This is a genomic window from Microcystis sp. LE19-84.1B (assembly GCF_027531875.1).
Lineage (GTDB): Bacteria > Cyanobacteriota > Cyanobacteriia > Cyanobacteriales > Microcystaceae > Microcystis > Microcystis panniformis.
In genome coordinates this window covers 1-12710 of record NZ_JAPZSR010000228.1, presented here as the reverse complement: position 1 = coordinate 12710, position 12710 = coordinate 1, and the positions used below count along the sequence as shown (strand labels likewise).

19 protein-coding genes are annotated in these 12710 nt (G+C 42.8%); 7 read left to right on the top strand and 12 right to left on the bottom strand.

Going from position 1 to position 12710, the window contains the following annotated elements; translation table 11 throughout:
• Positions 1 to 363: 363 nt before the first annotated feature.
• The 3 genes from trxA to O9324_RS13385 all read left to right on the top strand — a co-directional run bounded on the left by trxA (position 364) and on the right by O9324_RS13385 (position 1763).
• A complete protein-coding gene (gene trxA, locus O9324_RS13395) occupies positions 364 to 687 on the top strand; it encodes a thioredoxin (protein WP_002790231.1) in 324 nt (107 codons plus the stop codon).
• An 80-nt stretch (positions 688 to 767) separates the two neighbouring features.
• Entirely contained in the window at positions 768 to 1094 is a 327-nt protein-coding gene (locus tag O9324_RS13390) for a hypothetical protein (protein ID WP_353851717.1), read from the top strand.
• 51 nt (positions 1095 to 1145) lie between these two features.
• A complete protein-coding gene (locus tag O9324_RS13385; RefSeq protein ID WP_002770514.1) occupies positions 1146 to 1763 on the top strand; it encodes a CP12 domain-containing protein in 618 nt (205 codons plus the stop codon).
• 255 nt (positions 1764 to 2018) lie between these two features.
• On the opposite strand, the gene O9324_RS13380 is transcribed toward O9324_RS13385, so the two are convergent.
• From O9324_RS13380 to O9324_RS13355, 6 genes are all read right to left on the bottom strand, one after another.
• Positions 2019 to 2306: a BrnA antitoxin family protein gene (locus O9324_RS13380; protein WP_002790271.1), complete on the bottom strand. Its 288-nt coding sequence runs from the start codon at positions 2304 to 2306 to the stop codon at positions 2019 to 2021.
• Positions 2287 to 2577, bottom strand: coding sequence for a BrnT family toxin (locus O9324_RS13375; RefSeq protein WP_002770510.1), 291 nt, complete (start codon positions 2575 to 2577; stop codon positions 2287 to 2289). The genes O9324_RS13380 and O9324_RS13375 overlap by 20 nt, the downstream gene beginning before the upstream one ends.
• 397 nt (positions 2578 to 2974) lie before the next feature.
• A complete protein-coding gene (locus O9324_RS13370) occupies positions 2975 to 3385 on the bottom strand; it encodes a putative toxin-antitoxin system toxin component, PIN family (protein WP_288140431.1) in 411 nt (136 codons plus the stop codon).
• Positions 3375 to 3581, bottom strand: a complete 207-nt coding sequence (locus tag O9324_RS13365; protein ID WP_185237093.1) for a hypothetical protein — start codon at positions 3579 to 3581, stop codon at positions 3375 to 3377. The genes O9324_RS13370 and O9324_RS13365 overlap by 11 nt, the downstream gene beginning before the upstream one ends.
• Before the next feature lie 297 nt (positions 3582 to 3878).
• Positions 3879 to 5441 (bottom strand): iron uptake porin, encoded by a 1563-nt coding sequence (locus O9324_RS13360; protein WP_288140430.1) that lies wholly within the window; start codon positions 5439 to 5441, stop codon positions 3879 to 3881.
• A 270-nt stretch (positions 5442 to 5711) separates the two neighbouring features.
• Positions 5712 to 6275, bottom strand: coding sequence for a thylakoid membrane photosystem I accumulation factor (locus tag O9324_RS13355; protein WP_288140429.1), 564 nt, complete (start codon positions 6273 to 6275; stop codon positions 5712 to 5714).
• A 48-nt stretch (positions 6276 to 6323) separates the two neighbouring features.
• Here O9324_RS13355 and O9324_RS13350 point away from each other — a divergent pair, with 48 nt between their 5' ends.
• On the top strand, positions 6324 to 6818 hold the full coding sequence (locus tag O9324_RS13350; RefSeq protein WP_288140428.1) for a J domain-containing protein: 495 nt from the start codon (positions 6324 to 6326) through the stop codon (positions 6816 to 6818).
• A 5-nt stretch (positions 6819 to 6823) separates the two neighbouring features.
• Positions 6824 to 7096 (top strand): DUF3143 domain-containing protein, encoded by a 273-nt coding sequence (locus O9324_RS13345; protein ID WP_002770501.1) that lies wholly within the window; start codon positions 6824 to 6826, stop codon positions 7094 to 7096.
• A gap of 127 nt (positions 7097 to 7223) precedes the next feature.
• On the opposite strand, the gene arsS is transcribed toward O9324_RS13345, so the two are convergent.
• From arsS to O9324_RS13320, 5 genes are all read right to left on the bottom strand, one after another.
• Positions 7224 to 8201, bottom strand: coding sequence for an arsenosugar biosynthesis radical SAM (seleno)protein ArsS (gene arsS / locus O9324_RS13340; RefSeq protein ID WP_288140427.1), 978 nt, complete (start codon positions 8199 to 8201; stop codon positions 7224 to 7226).
• A gap of 267 nt (positions 8202 to 8468) precedes the next feature.
• Positions 8469 to 9443, bottom strand: a complete 975-nt coding sequence (arsM, locus tag O9324_RS13335) for an arsenosugar biosynthesis arsenite methyltransferase ArsM (RefSeq protein WP_288140426.1) — start codon at positions 9441 to 9443, stop codon at positions 8469 to 8471.
• A gap of 233 nt (positions 9444 to 9676) precedes the next feature.
• Positions 9677 to 9907 carry a type II toxin-antitoxin system RelE/ParE family toxin gene (locus O9324_RS13330; protein ID WP_002770495.1) on the bottom strand — a complete coding sequence of 77 codons (231 nt, stop codon included), beginning with the start codon at positions 9905 to 9907 and terminating at the stop codon, positions 9677 to 9679.
• Between the two features lie 2 nt (positions 9908 to 9909).
• Positions 9910 to 10116: a hypothetical protein gene (locus O9324_RS13325; protein WP_002770492.1), complete on the bottom strand. Its 207-nt coding sequence runs from the start codon at positions 10114 to 10116 to the stop codon at positions 9910 to 9912.
• 31 nt (positions 10117 to 10147) lie between these two features.
• Entirely contained in the window at positions 10148 to 10612 is a 465-nt protein-coding gene (locus O9324_RS13320; RefSeq protein WP_288140425.1) for a Uma2 family endonuclease, read from the bottom strand.
• A gap of 693 nt (positions 10613 to 11305) precedes the next feature.
• Here O9324_RS13320 and O9324_RS13315 point away from each other — a divergent pair.
• Together O9324_RS13315 and O9324_RS13310 are read left to right on the top strand one after the other, a co-directional pair.
• Positions 11306 to 11431 carry a transposase gene (locus O9324_RS13315; RefSeq protein ID WP_080604642.1) on the top strand — a complete coding sequence of 42 codons (126 nt, stop codon included), beginning with the start codon at positions 11306 to 11308 and terminating at the stop codon, positions 11429 to 11431.
• A gap of 9 nt (positions 11432 to 11440) precedes the next feature.
• Positions 11441 to 11875 (top strand): hypothetical protein, encoded by a 435-nt coding sequence (locus tag O9324_RS13310; protein ID WP_080604640.1) that lies wholly within the window; start codon positions 11441 to 11443, stop codon positions 11873 to 11875.
• A gap of 22 nt (positions 11876 to 11897) precedes the next feature.
• Here O9324_RS13310 and O9324_RS13305 read toward each other — a convergent pair whose 3' ends face one another.
• On the bottom strand, positions 11898 to 12554 hold the full coding sequence (locus O9324_RS13305; protein WP_287629158.1) for an ATP-binding cassette domain-containing protein: 657 nt from the start codon (positions 12552 to 12554) through the stop codon (positions 11898 to 11900).
• Positions 12555 to 12710 lie beyond the last annotated feature (156 nt).

The window sequence follows — 12710 nt, the reverse complement described above, 5'->3', positions numbered from 1 at the left end:
GCCAAGCTTTTCTGGTCGGAACCCCCTAAGCCGAGTTTTCCAGGTGCTGCGCCGTCCACTTGGTTTTCGAGACTGGCCTTTTAATTCTAACGTAAAGCCAACCTAGAACGGCGGGGTTTCAGACCCAAAATTTCCGATGACGACTTACACAGTAAAACCCCTGCATGAGCAGGGACTAGATGTCACCATCGATGTCTGGGACAACCAAACTATAGACGATACCCCCGGGAGGCGGACAAAGTTAAAGGGTCAAAAGCCAAGCATTTTTAGAGGAGGAGCGGTTCAAAGCTGAATTTATATTCTAAAACCCAGCGAGCAGAGAATTTGTCCTAAGTTACACAGCATCAATTTGGAGATATAAACATGGGTACGGCTACATTTATTCAAGATGAAACTGAATTTGATTCCCTCTTAAAGAGTGAATCAGTGTTGGTGGTAGATTGCACAGCAACCTGGTGTGGACCTTGCAAACTGGTGGCACCGTTGATCGATCGATTGGCCGATGACTATCGCGATCGTGCCAAAGTCTTCAAACTTGACCTAGACAGTAACAAACTCGTGGCCAAACGCTTTGGGATTAGAAGTATTCCTGCTGTCATGGTATTTAAACAGGGGGAATTGATAGAAACATTAGTTGGGGTTAAACCCTATGAAGAATTTACGGCAGCCGTAGAACGACAATTATAGTCTTCCACCGCGAACAAACACTCTGGGCAAACCTCCGACGTTGACCCTTTCCTTCTCACACCACTATTTAATTTTGAGGTATGGCGATGAACAAGCTTATAGAAATTCGGTGTCCTAACTGTGGCAGCGTAGCTCAACGGCTCTTGAGCGATCGCCTACCCGCAGGATATAAGTGTCCGGCCCGACAGGTTGCTCAGACGGAATGCCCAGTGTGTGATTATTTCATCGCCATGTGTTGGCAAAATGGCGCTGTGCTGGAGGCCTATGCTCCCGGCATTCAGGGGAACACAGCTGCGGCCATGCCGTCCCAGCCCCAACCAGCGATCGCCCATTGGTCTTTGTCATCTGTGTTCAAAGTGGCACTCAGCCCACAAGAGTCTAGGAAATTGCTATCGGGGCAACCCTAGTCAACTTTTGCATTTATACCAGTTCTTTCATTTAAAAAAACCAAACCATATATGCTGCAAGCTCAAGAAATTATGACCCAAAACGTTGTCACCATTCGTGGTTCGGCAACGGTTGCCGATGCCGTGAAATTGATGAAAGAAAAAAAACTGCGGGGTTTGATTGTCGAACCGCGCCATGAACAGGATCCTTATGGAATTGTCACCGAAACCGACATCGTTTACAAAGTGGCGGCCTTTGGCCACGATCCTAAAACTATGCGGGTCTATGAAATTATGGCCAAGCCCTGTGTGGTTGTCAATCCCGAACTGGGGGTGGAATATGTGGCCAGGTTATTTGCTCAAACCCGCATTCGCCGCGCACCGGTGATTCAGGGTAAAACTTTGCTGGGCATTATTTCTGTCAGTGATATTCTCTTCAAGAGCGATTTTGTTGAAAAGCCCAAGCGGTTGTTCATTGAAGATGAAATTGAAGCAGCCCGGGAAGACGCACGGGCAATTTGTGCGGCCAAGGGTGAGACCTCTCCAGATTGCGCCGCGGCCTGGGATGTGGTGGAGGAACTCCAGGCCGAAGCCTCCCATCAACGGGCCAAAAAACAGGGGAGTAACTCATTTCAGGCTTACTGCGAAGCCAATCCCGATGCCTTAGAGTGCCGCATTTATGAGGATTAAATCCTTGCAGGTTTTAGGAAAATCGATCGCCTTAAGTAGGGTTGGCTGAAAAAGTTTTTCCTGGGGGCAGGGGGGGTGTGGGGTTTTACCCATTTTCAGGTGGTAAATTAGCTAATTTTCAGGGAATTGGCTTTACTCCTTTTGAGTTTGTCACTGCCAGTAGCCCTCCCAATCCAGCGAAAAAGAAACCACAAAAGTAGGCTAAATTGCCTCTAAAAATACCATAAATGCCCCTTCAATCAATCTTGATGGGGTTTATTTTTTTGCCCGTGTTTCCACATATTCTCGCAGGGCGCGATTAATACTGGTCTGATACCCCTCCTCTTGTGTGGCCTGGGTTTTGAACCAGTCTATCAGGTCAGCATCAAGGCTTAGAGTGATCTGCTGTTTGAGCGGACGATAAAACACACCACGCCGCGCCTTGCTCCAATCTCCCGTAGCCTCTGGGATCAGATCTGTGCGGATAGGCTCTTGTGATGCGGCTAGAGCGTCAATTTCAGCCTGTATCTCTGGCGGTACTGGATTAGAATCTCCCTTGTTCATAAGCCCTCCTTTCATGGGCTGTTGCCCTGCGTGCGCTAATAATTCGTCCCGTTTCTTCTCCTGTCACTGAATCAGACTCTGGCCAAGTATGCACCACAAACACAGTCAGTTTACCGATCAGTCCGATAGTCTGCCAGCGTTCTTCCTCTGGGTATGGATCAGGACGGCTGACAGCGAGAGGATCGGCAAAAACATATTGAGCGGCTTCAAAGCTCAAGCCGTGATCGCGCTTGTTTGTCCGATTTTTGTTGTCGTCCCATGTCCACTTCAATTTTACTCTCCAAATGTAGCTATATTATGGTTACTACATTAATTTTTATCAACATTGTATTTGCGCTAACGCAATCGCAATAAAATTTACCCCTATCGGGATCATAACATTATCCAGATATAATGCCAGTATCACTACCGATTTAGCAGCAAGAGCAAGCTAAACAAATTAGTCATCATCAAAAGATAACAGTTTTAGGAGGATTGGTGAATTATCATCCCTTTCGGCTTCGGTGCAGCTTCAACCCTCAAGCGCTAACTAAAACACTCTAAATCAACCAAAAAAGAAACCACAAAAGTTGGCTAAATTGCCTCTAAAAATACCATAAATGCCCCTTCATTCAATCTTGAGTGGGTTTATTTTTTTGCATTCCTCCCTCAAAAAATTCTCAGGGACACTAGAAAATAACTAAAAACTCTGCTGGAGTAATAATTGGAATCCCTTGATAAGTATTGAGAATTAAAAGATCTTTATCGCCTGTTATGATGTATTGTGCCATTCCAGATACAGCTAATTCTAAGAATTTATTATCATCTAAATCGGAACAAACTCTCGTTTCATGCCATATATCAACAAATAAGCTCCTATTTTTAAGAGACGACAAGAAATCTAACTTATCATCTTTTTCTAAATATTTGTCAAATTTCTTTTTACTTATTCTCGTTGCCAATTCTTGATAAGTTGCCTCGCTCTGGAGAATAGTAAATTGACTGACTGCTATATTGATTACTTTTTTGGGTGTTCCTAGGGGATTTAGTAAAGCACTAATAAAAACATTTGTATCTATAACAACTCGATTAGGATTCATCTACTAATAGTTCTGTTAGTTTATCTTCTGTCAAACCTTTAGCTTGAGCTTTTTTGCCGACTTTATCCATAATTGAGATAAGACTTTCTGAATTTTCCTCAATTGTCAGATTAACTTCTTGTTCAGGAGAAAGACCTAACTGAGCGATTAGTGTAGGAATCTCCGATACCTTAATATTTTTGATAACTTGTTTCATGGTTTAACTAGGTAACTAGGTGTATCTTCAACTTTCATTGTACTCTATTTAATCACATTTAACAGTGTTCCTCAAATCGTCCTCGACCTCTTCGCCACAACTTCAACCCTCAAGCATAAACTAAAACCCTCTAAATCCATCAAAAAAGAAACCACAAAAGTTGGCTAAATTGCCTCTAAAAATACCATAAATGCCCCTTCATTCAGTTAGTTTAGAGTGCGGAACGGCAGCCAGTGGAGAAATGATGTTAAATTCGGTCATATTTTATCTTTATTTCTGACTGGCTGCCTAGACAAATCAGAAAGTAAAAGTCGTGCGGATAGTACCGATAACTAAGGTGGAATTGTTGTTATTTGAGTTAGGAGAAGTAATCACGATTACCCCCGGAGTAAGGGCAATATTATCGGTGATTTTCCACTCATAAAATCCTTCAATATGAAAGGAAGTATCGGGATCATTAGTGGCACTGCCATCATTTAATCTAATACTAGAACTAGATACCCAGGGCTGCATACCAACAATAATCCCCGCCGTATTTCCTTCCTTAAATAAATCAGGAAAAGCCAAAGTTACCGCCCAATTCCAGATATCTAAATCCCCGCGTTCTAGTTGTCCATCTAAGGTGCTAAGAGTTCTCGCTTTTGTGTAACCACCCCAACCACCGAGGACAAAACCATCGACAATTCGCCAAGTAAATTGTAAACCCAAACTATTATTAATTGTCGGGACAGCCTCGCCGAATAGCTCTTCGGTGAAAAATCGGAAATTCGAGCGCTGGCTTCCCGTTCCCGTATCTAATTGGTTATAACCATGAAAGTAGGATAAAGCAATGCCAAAATTCTCGTTTGGAACATAACCCACCTGCCCTAGGGCAGTATAGGAACCGTTAAATAAACCCGCACCCGGGTTAGGATCGTTAGCATCCCCAGCAAGATAACCGGCGCTGAATTGCAAAGCCCCATAATTACCCTGTAAACCGAGTCCAGTTTGTCCGGGGGCAAAATAAAGGGGATTGCGGGTACCAAAATCGGAAAGCGCCCCACTAGCACCATCTCCATCCAAAAAGTTGAGGGTATTGGTAAAGTCATCTTTAGCACCTCCCGTCGCTTCTAACCAGAGGTAGATATTTTCCGTTAGGGGGAAACTGTAGTTTAAAACTTCTAGCAGTAAATCGTTGCCGTCCGGTTGGGTAAAAGCTAAGGTACTTTCAAAAGTTCCCGTAGTATCGGCTAAATCGGCAATATTTCCCGTTGCTAGACGGGTATAGAGTAAATCTTTGCCTGTGAAGCTAGTATTTAATTCTAAACGCGCCCGATAACCAAAAGCTGGCACTTGGGGAATCCCTTCACCACCGTTTTTTTCTCCTGTGGCTACCCCATATAATGCCATCACCACTTCCCCGGTTAATTTAGTGGTGGTGGAAAATTGATTATTTTCCAGAAAAGCGACTCGATTTTCTAAGTTATCAACCCTAGCACCCAATGCCGCTAATTCGGTCTCGAATTCGCTGACTAATCGCTTGATTTTGTCTAGATCTTCTTTTAATACCGCTACTCCTTCTTGAATCAATCTTTCTAGGGTATTTAAGCAGGAATTCAACCCGGCGGCAAATTCCCAACGAGTTAAAGCGCGTTCACCGCGAAAAGTACGGTCAGGATAGCCTACTATACAACCATACCTCTCCACGAGACTTCTTAAGGCCTCAAAAGCCCAGGCGGTGGGAGAAACATCCCGCAATTGATTGACACTTGTTACCTGTGCCATGGGGTTACTAGAGAGGTTTTCGAGACTATTAGCCAGTACCGGACTAGAAAAACCCAGTAATATCGCTGCTGTTAGGAAATTTTGCTTGATTTTCATTGCTGTCTCCCACACTTACAAGAATGATTATTATTATCAATACCATCAGGTTAGCAAACCTTTTCTAGTTTGGCACTGTTGCCAATATTTTTTAAATGTTATTTCAGATAAAATCTGAATTGCTTAGCATTTATTGGTTAAAATAAATCTTAAATGATAATAAAAGCAATAAGTAAATAATTTTATTGTTCCTAAAAACAAGATAGAGACGCTGCTGACAGCATCTCTAAATGATTATTTTTGGTTCAATTGAGGATAAAAAAGAGGTAACTAGCGCAATTCAGCGTTAAACTCGTTAAAAGAGCGTCTTTTTAACTCTACCGATTCTGATCGAGGCAGAAGCTCAAAAATCTTTCTTAAGACATCATCCACATCTTCATATTTAACATTGCCCAAACCATCATAAACCACTTTACCCTGTTGGTCTAAAACCACCGTTTGGGGAACCCCACCGCGATAATAGTAACCCGGTTCATCGAGACGATAGGAAGACTTTAAGGGGATAGAATCGACACTTACGGGGATAATACTGGCGGCGCGACCGTAAAACTCTTGAAAACGGGAGACAATCGCCGCAAATCGCTTACAATCACTACTATCATCCAGATAATAGACAATAATAGCTGGAATTTTCCGTTGAAAAGTTTCCGCTAAATTTAAACGCGGTGGTACGAGGGAACCATTACCCGCATAGACCACAAAAATATTACCATCAAGGCGATCGTCATCGATCCCCGCATAGGCGCTAGGGGTTAGCCAAGGAGACAAACTCGTCAGAGCAACAATAAGAAAGACAAGACAGATCTGAAGACGCAGCCGATAACGAGATTTCATGATCAACAGGGTTAGAATATTAAGACAATTTTTAGTGTAAAAAATCTTGTGACCTTCGAGCGCGATAATTCCCCAACCACCTCGCGAGTCATTGCCGCTAACTCGCGCTTTGCCAATACCTATTATGCCATTCTCGGGCTACATCCGAGCGCCTCGGTGATCGAAGTGCGACGCGCCTATCGGGAACTAAGCAAACGATACCACCCCGATACTACCGAACTCAGCCCCGAAGTGGCAACGGTTAAATTCCAGCGTCTTAACGAAGCTTATGCCACCCTGAGTAATCCCGATCGCCGTTCCCTGTATGATTTACAGATAGGTTACTCCCGCTGGAATGTCATCCAAACTATCCCGGATAGCGATGAACCCATAGCTAATCGTAGCGCCTATCTCGATCCGACCGATCGCCCCCTATCTTCGGGAGAAATTTTTGCTTTGTTTATCTTGGCACTCACCCTGCTCGGCTGCTTGTTACTGGCGGTGATTATTGCTATGCTTCGAGGAGAGAATGCCGTCACTATAGCCCAATTATTTTTGATTTAGATGCGATGAAGATTCCCACTGCTGATACTCCCCTCTATAATCATCCCTTACCGGCGATCGAAGCATGGCTAGTTAAATTAGGTTGTCGGAAAAATACCGAGAATGTTCACTGTTGGACTGTGGAAAAACCGACATGGAAAGCGGAAATCTGCCTCGATATCGAAGAAATCACCGTTCGTTACTTTCGAGCAGCCAATGACGGCAGTGATATCAATCGCGCTTTTAAATACTCCCTTAGTCGCCAAGATATCGAATCGGCAGTTTTTTCTGGTCCCTAATCATCGGCCAAACTTTTGACTATCTAACATTACTCGTTAAGACAGTGCCGGAGTTGGCAGCGAGGAGAGCTAGTCCGAGCATTTGTACTAAAATTTCCGAGACACGCTGTCAATCCAGTACACTTGTTCAGATTGAAATCAAAGCTCCTCCACAACTGGAACCGCTGCCGGCAGTGCAACCGTAGCAATAGGAAGCGGTTTGTACCTCTGCAATTAGCTCTAAAGTACCCGCTTGTAATAAATCTGGGAGGGTTAATTTTTGGCCTTGACTGGTGCAAGCAGCCAGATCCTCCATCTGATTAAAATCGCAGTCATAGATATTACCCAAATAATCGATCGAAAGCTGATTACGACACATCAAATGTTCGACAGTATCGCCATTAAAATGGTCTTCGAGGAATTGAAGATAGGGTTGATAGAGTTGCCGGTGTTCCAGATGGAAGCGCATCCTTCCAACGGGTAGGTTAGTGATAGTAAACAGATTGTTAAAAGAAATATTAAAATGTTCTTGCAAGAACTTTTTGTAATCCCGTGTTAGGGATACCTGATCCGGTGTGAGAGAAAAATTATCTGACTTAGGAATCTGGGGATTATAGACTAAATCGACAATCAAATTCGGCTCTTGAGCGTAGCCAAGACGGTTTAACCATTGTAAAGCGGCAATCGATCGATCATAGACTCCTTCCCCGCGCATTTTATCCACATTATCGGCAAGATAACAGGGTAAAGAAGCCACCACCCGCAGCTGATGGCCAGCGCAATATTCAGGAATATCAGTAAATCCTTTCTCGAAATAAATAGTTAAATTCGAGCGCACAATTACCTCTTTCCCAGCTTTTCTAGAGGTTTCCACAATCGGCTTAAAACCGTAGAGCATTTCCGGAGCGCCGCCGGTCAGATCGACGGTTTTAATTTGGGGAAATCTTTCGATCAGTTCGATAATTTGTTCGCACACTTCTGGAGTCATTTCTTCGGTGCGACCTGGACTAGCTTCCACATGACAATGGCTACAGGCAAGGTTACATCTTTTCCCAAAATTAATTTGCAGAACCGAGATTTTTTGCTTAGTTAAAGGAGTTTTTAGTTTCTCAACAAAAGGAGTCATAGGAGAGTAAACAGTAAACAGTAATTAGTAATCAGTAATCAGTAATCAGTAATCAGTAAATAGTAATCAGTGACCAATAACTAATCAATGATAACTGATAAGTAGGGAGGCACAATTATTTATAGGATGGGTTAGCGGTAGCGTAAACTATGCGGGCGTTGGGTTTCATGCTTCAACCCAACCTACGTTCATCTTATATTTAATTCCTGATAACTGATAACTGATAACTGATAACTGACCGATCGAACTTGTCTCGACCGTACTTTTTTAACAGCAACCGCCCCCATTATAGTGCCAAGTGGACTCGGTGATGAGGATATCTTGGGGAGAGAAACAAGCTAAGTTGCTCGCAGTTTTATCACAGACGGCCACCGGCAATCCTTTGGCTAAAATATGCCCAGCACCATCATCAAAAATTGCCTCCGTACCAGTATAAATAGCAGTTTTGCCGGTAAAAATACAGGCCCCATCTTCGGGAATAGCTACTTTAAAAGCCACGGAATCCAAACTTTCTAAGAGGAGCGGCTCGGCTAAATTATAACTCTGACAGTCCAGTAAACGATAGGGACGACGGGCCCGAATTTCTACCTGACCAAAACCAGCAGCGATCAACTGTTGAATATAATCATCGTAGGTCAAGGCCCCCGATAGACACATAGCGCGTAAACGCTGATCTTCTTGCAAATGTTCGGGAATTGGACGAGGGGCGATCGGATCGCTCATCAGTAAACGTCCTCCCGGTTTTAAGACGCGAAAAGCTTCCCGTAAAGCTAACTGTAAATCGGCTGGTTTAAAGATATTAAAAAGACAATTCTGCGCCACTACATCGACGGAGGCATCCTCCACCGGCAATTCAAAGGCAGAACCATCTCTAATTTCCACAAAATCGAGACTAAACCAGGGATTTTCCAGCAGCGCTTCGCCGAGATTTCTTTGGGCTGCCCAACGCATTTCTGGCACTGGATCTACCGCAATAACTCCCCCCGGACGACGGGAAAAATAGGCGAATTGCAGTGCTTCTAAACCACCACCCACACCCACATACAAAACCCTGGGAGAATTGCCCAATTCATTAACCTGCACCGTCGTGCCACAACCATAGTTCATCTCCTGCATAATGGCGGGGATTTTTAACCCCGGCAGTTGCAAAGGACTGCTTTGAACACAACATAGCCCCACTTCGGGAGTTTGGGCCACTTCGCTGTAAAATTTGGCAGTAGCTTCCAGATAAGTCATTTTCATCCTTTAAACTCCTTTTCTCTGATCAATTCAAGGACCAACTTCACATCCTCGCCCAACGCTATCGTAGCATTCCTACTGACCCATAAGCGGTTAAAATGCGTCTTAGCTTATCTTGATGCTCCGATATCTCGAAATACCGCAACGCCGAAACCTGCGGTATCACTTTCTAGTCTAGCCTATTTTCTATACACCTGATCGTGACTACCAATGTCAATTAACAAGATGATAACTTCTCAATATTCTCCATCTTCCGAAAAACTAAAAATAATTCGACAATCGTAAGCCACAGTACAAGACCATAACCCTTCTAAATTACCACTTAACCTATGGGTTTTTAAAGACAGTGTAAATGGGTCTTCTGCCAGTTTTCTAAGTACATCGAAAATTTTAGGTTTTAACTGGGGATTTTTCTTGATTAGCTTTTTAAACGAACGCTTAAACCCATCACTCCATATTAGATCCATCGTTAATCCTCATTCAAATCAGCAATCAAATCTTCTGCGGTTCCCCTTCTGGCTGTTCCAGTAGCGATCGCCTCTTTCAATTCCTTAAAATTAGCTAAAATTTCTCTTTCTCTTGCTTTAGCTCTATATTGAGACAAAATCTCTAACAATGACTCTTGTTCATCCTCTGATAAATTCTCAAAAGATTTGATCATTTCTTGCAAAGTCATCATTTTACCTCTTAACTATTTTCCTTATATTTTAATTATTTTCCAAGATGATTTTATGGTAAACATCTGCGATTGCTATCTGAATTCCCAAAAAATTTAAATGAATTATCGTATCAGATTCATAAGCTCTAAACAACCAGCGATCTCGCATATATCCGCTTTGCGGTGCGCCTTCTTTTTGAAAATGTTCAATATAACATTTTTCCTGCGAAATTAATAAATATTCCTGAAAAGTTGCAATAGTTTGATAAGCGGCAAACTTTTCTTCTCTGTCGTAACTTGCCGTTGCAGCAGACAAAACCTCAGTAATCAAAACAGGATTAATTAAAGTATCTTTGCGTCCTTCTTGATAAGTGAGAGGTTCAGGCATCACCATAATATCGGGATAAGTTGCCATTCGACGCTCAGGTATCCATAAACGCTGATCGGTGACAAAAACGGCATAGAGTTGATTCTTTAGGCCAGTATATAAAGCCACTAATAAATTACGGCTCATCTGAGTTCAGTATGCTAAAAGCAACATCCTAGTTGGTTAAGAAAGTATTAAATTTACTCTTAGGAAGATAAAATCAGCTATCAATTCAGCGTTTTGAGGCTTTATAATAATAGAGAGACCCATAAATTTTATAACAACTAAGTAGGGCTTGCTGAAAAAGTTTTTCGTGGGGGTAGGGTGTGGGGTTTTACGGATTTTGAGGGGGTCAGTTAAGTAATTTTCAGGGAAAAAGTCCCGGAATTTTACCCCCGATCACTCCAATGGTTGGCACTTTTTGAGGGAAAAAAAGTCTAAAAGTCTTATCCAACAAGGTTTTTAGATTTATTCAGCAACCCCTAAGTAGGAAACTATTATGATTTCCCTCAATCATCCTAAATCATCAGGGAGCATCTCATTTATGCAAGTGAGTAATTATACTTATCCCTAAAACTGGTTTCTAGCAAGGCTTTCAAAATAGCTTGACATAAAAACCTGATTTAGGGGTTACAAAGGTGAGATGCTCCCAATCATCACTACAGATTTTTGAAGAAATCCTAAATTTCCAGACTCATAAACCAGTTGAGATTAGCATAATAGACGACATGATTTTCGTGAGATTAGAAGTAAAGGATAAATCAGCTATTTGTCCGAGCTCTGGTTGTGAGAGTCGTAAGCTAACTGGTTTAGTGAAGTGACTGCCTACTTTGAGCATCGATTAGTAATGGTTGTGTTGAAATTCTCAACAATAAGCTCAAGGTAATAAAGCGATGTGGATATGGGTTTCGCAATTTTGAGATACGAGTTCTTCTATCCTGTAATAAATCTATCACTTTAGCCTAAAAAACTCGGATGAACCCGCAAATGAATATGAATAACGATAGACAACATCTCAAATTATTATCAATCTTCCACTATATTGTGGGAGGGATTCTTGCCTTTTTCTTTCTCTTTCCACTTATCCACTTTACTATTGGTCTACTCATCATTACCGAATCTATTTCAGTACATTCATCTGGGAATTTACCGCCTCAAGCGGCCGGATATTTTTTCGCCGTTGTTGGTGGCCTATTTTTCATATTAGGAGAAGTTTTTGCTATTGCTACCATTGTATCGGGGCGATTCCTCAAACGCCGCCAGAGATACTGGTTTTCCTTCGTTATGGCTTGCATCCTCTGCTTATTCACTCCCTTGGGGACAATCCTCGGAGTCTTCACGATTATTGTTCTCTCCCGCCAGTCCGTTAAGGAGCTATACGGGCTTCCTAATGCAGATTCTGCTAATTAGCATCTCCAAATGAGAGCAGCCCTCAATGAATAGGCTTAGTAGCGGCCGCCGTCACGCTCAATAAAAAAGCCACAAACTGGATACTTAAAATAATAAACGCTATCAACTGACCTAGCGATAATTGAACGGCGAGGACTAGGGAAGCGCCATACCAAAAAAGGAAGAGTACGATTAGGGTCAAAGGCAAGCGGAAAGAAAGAGGAAGGGGTTCTGAGCTACACTCGGCTACCAATCTGCTTCTTTTGAGAAGGTAATAGGTCCCACAGGCTAGGGCGGTTAGCCCAGTGGAAGCAAAGGCAAGTTGAGGACTATAAATAGCTATTAATAATAGCATGGCCAAGACTTTAGGGAGTGTGACAGCGACTTTGAGAAAGAGGTTCCTAGCCAGACCGTTGCCGACGATGGCGGCGGTGAGAGCGGCTAGGCCGATCTCCGAGGCACTGGCAATGAGAGTCGTCACTATCAAGAAAACACCCAATAGGTTGAGAATCTCGGGCGAGTTCTGGACGATGACCTTATCAATAATCACCTGAATGACTAAGGGGATAGACAACCAGAACAGAGTACCGAAGGCACTCAAAAAGAAGACGGTTATCGTTAAGAGCAGTTGAATGTTGACATCCTCTCTTGTTCGGGTGTGGGGTAAAATTGGTAAGAATAGGCTTTTTCCATGTCTCACATTCTAGAATATATGGTGTAAATGCGCTAATATTTAACAGTAAAGCCGTCGTAGAACGACGGGGTTTCAGACCCAAATTTTCGATGAATAATCCAGGCTAGACATACCATAAAATATTTGGCCACAAAAAAGCACCCCCTCGCGGGAGTGCCTTTT

Excerpts from the sequence above, each read along its gene's own strand:
- O9324_RS13310 (WP_080604640.1), top strand. The coding sequence starts at position 11,441 with ATGAACCCGCAAATGAATATGAATAACGATAGACAACATCTCAAATTA.
- arsS (WP_288140427.1), bottom strand. The coding sequence starts at position 8,201 with ATGACTCCTTTTGTTGAGAAACTAAAAACTCCTTTAACTAAGCAAAAA.
- O9324_RS13365 (WP_185237093.1), bottom strand. The coding sequence starts at position 3,581 with ATGAAACAAGTTATCAAAAATATTAAGGTATCGGAGATTCCTACACTA.
- O9324_RS13370 (WP_288140431.1), bottom strand. The coding sequence starts at position 3,385 with ATGAATCCTAATCGAGTTGTTATAGATACAAATGTTTTTATTAGTGCT.
- O9324_RS13390 (WP_353851717.1), top strand. The coding sequence starts at position 768 with ATGGCGATGAACAAGCTTATAGAAATTCGGTGTCCTAACTGTGGCAGC.
- arsM (WP_288140426.1), bottom strand. The coding sequence starts at position 9,443 with ATGAAAATGACTTATCTGGAAGCTACTGCCAAATTTTACAGCGAAGTG.
- O9324_RS13380 (WP_002790271.1), bottom strand. The coding sequence starts at position 2,306 with ATGAACAAGGGAGATTCTAATCCAGTACCGCCAGAGATACAGGCTGAA.
- O9324_RS13355 (WP_288140429.1), bottom strand. The coding sequence starts at position 6,275 with ATGAAATCTCGTTATCGGCTGCGTCTTCAGATCTGTCTTGTCTTTCTT.
- trxA (WP_002790231.1), top strand. The coding sequence starts at position 364 with ATGGGTACGGCTACATTTATTCAAGATGAAACTGAATTTGATTCCCTC.
- O9324_RS13360 (WP_288140430.1), bottom strand. The coding sequence starts at position 5,441 with ATGAAAATCAAGCAAAATTTCCTAACAGCAGCGATATTACTGGGTTTT.
- O9324_RS13385 (WP_002770514.1), top strand. The coding sequence starts at position 1,146 with ATGCTGCAAGCTCAAGAAATTATGACCCAAAACGTTGTCACCATTCGT.
- O9324_RS13330 (WP_002770495.1), bottom strand. The coding sequence starts at position 9,907 with ATGGATCTAATATGGAGTGATGGGTTTAAGCGTTCGTTTAAAAAGCTA.
- O9324_RS13345 (WP_002770501.1), top strand. The coding sequence starts at position 6,824 with ATGAAGATTCCCACTGCTGATACTCCCCTCTATAATCATCCCTTACCG.
- O9324_RS13320 (WP_288140425.1), bottom strand. The coding sequence starts at position 10,612 with ATGAGCCGTAATTTATTAGTGGCTTTATATACTGGCCTAAAGAATCAA.
- O9324_RS13325 (WP_002770492.1), bottom strand. The coding sequence starts at position 10,116 with ATGACTTTGCAAGAAATGATCAAATCTTTTGAGAATTTATCAGAGGAT.